Here is a 1,224-nt window from a genome sequence, read left to right on the forward strand (position 1 = left end):
TATACTTCCGAAACCCTCTTGTTTCTTCCTTCTTTTGGTAATTCTATCATAACACAAATGAAATTCCGTGTCGATGTCTAATGATGTCTAGTTAGTACACCCCTGTTTCAGGATATCCTTCGCAGATCTTGGATATTAATCCTATCGTATTTTTCTTTGACATCTTTGCACCATGCAACAAATAGATTTTTTATCTTAAATTGTAATGCCCCTAAACCGAACTTCTAAATATCAAATACAAAAATACATAGATGCATTTACAGAGCCACATATACGTCAGAAGGAATTGGATGCACGAAAGGGTCTGTATATATGGGAAAAGCGGTATAACACTGCCATGCTATACCGCTATCCTAAATTTAAAAGTATCTTTATGAAATCCCTAAAAAAAGGGTTCCTGGCAATCCTCCGGGAAAATCTCCACAAAGCACAGTAACGCCGGACCAGTCCGGGAAACATAATCCATATGTCATTTCGGCAAGAAACAGGGCATTGTGGATAAGCGTATTGCAAACACAAATTAATTAATACTACCACAGGCAGATTACTCATCTTTCTTTCTTATCTCCAGATATTTCACATAATCGTTACATGAAATCACGTCCCCGATCAATTTCCGGTTCTCCGGATTTCTTAGATTATAGAAATATACTGGCAAATGATCGATTTCTTCGCCCAGGTCATCATATATGGTACAAAACACTTTGTCGTATTCATTTTCTATTCTGCCCTCACCAAAGAAGCCTTCCATCAAATCTACTTCATTCTGGACATCGTCCGGCACCTCATGAATCTCACCCAGAACCATCTCATCTCCTATCGTCAAAGCAGGATACGCTTTACCCCTAATAGCATGGAGCGAGCCTTTCACATAAGCATAGCGCCGGAATGTATCATGAGCTTTGTAATAGTACTCATAATTATACATCCCCACACGAAGTGTCCCATATACAAACACTCTTCTCATCAGTGTGTTGCACCGCCCATCACCTTAATATCTGTGGGTGTGTCTACAATTGCCTCAATTGCGGCTTCAATACCCTCCACCAGTACACCCTGTGACATGGACGGCATATTCTTTTTATCTATTACCTGCTGGGGCAGGAAAGGAATATGGATAAAACCACTGCGCTTTCCAGGATATTTAGCTGCCAGCATATGACAGACCCCGTATGTCACATGGTTGCAGACAAAGGTACCCGCCGTATTGGATATGGATGCGGG

The 1,224-nt window shown here is 40.9% G+C and carries 2 protein-coding genes; both read right to left on the reverse strand.

Going from position 1 to position 1,224, the window contains the following annotated elements:
- Window positions 1–544: 544 nt before the first annotated feature.
- Window positions 545–967 (reverse strand): gamma-glutamylcyclotransferase family protein, encoded by a 423-nt coding sequence (locus WMO65_RS26175; protein WP_187370585.1) that lies wholly within the window; start codon window positions 965–967, stop codon window positions 545–547.
- Window positions 967–1,224 (reverse strand): pyroglutamyl-peptidase I family protein (locus WMO65_RS26180; protein WP_494337602.1); only part of this gene is annotated, 258 nt, incomplete at its 5' end. The genes WMO65_RS26180 and WMO65_RS26175, both read right to left, overlap by 1 nt.

The sequence above is a fragment of the Blautia caccae genome (genome assembly GCF_040095955.1).
In the GTDB taxonomy this organism is placed as follows: Bacteria; Bacillota; Clostridia; order Lachnospirales; family Lachnospiraceae; genus Blautia; species Blautia celeris.

Bases quoted from the DNA above. Each gene is read 5' to 3' on its own strand.
- WMO65_RS26175 (WP_187370585.1), bottom strand. From the start codon at position 967: ATGAGAAGAGTGTTTGTATATGGGACACTTCGTGTGGGGATGTATAAT.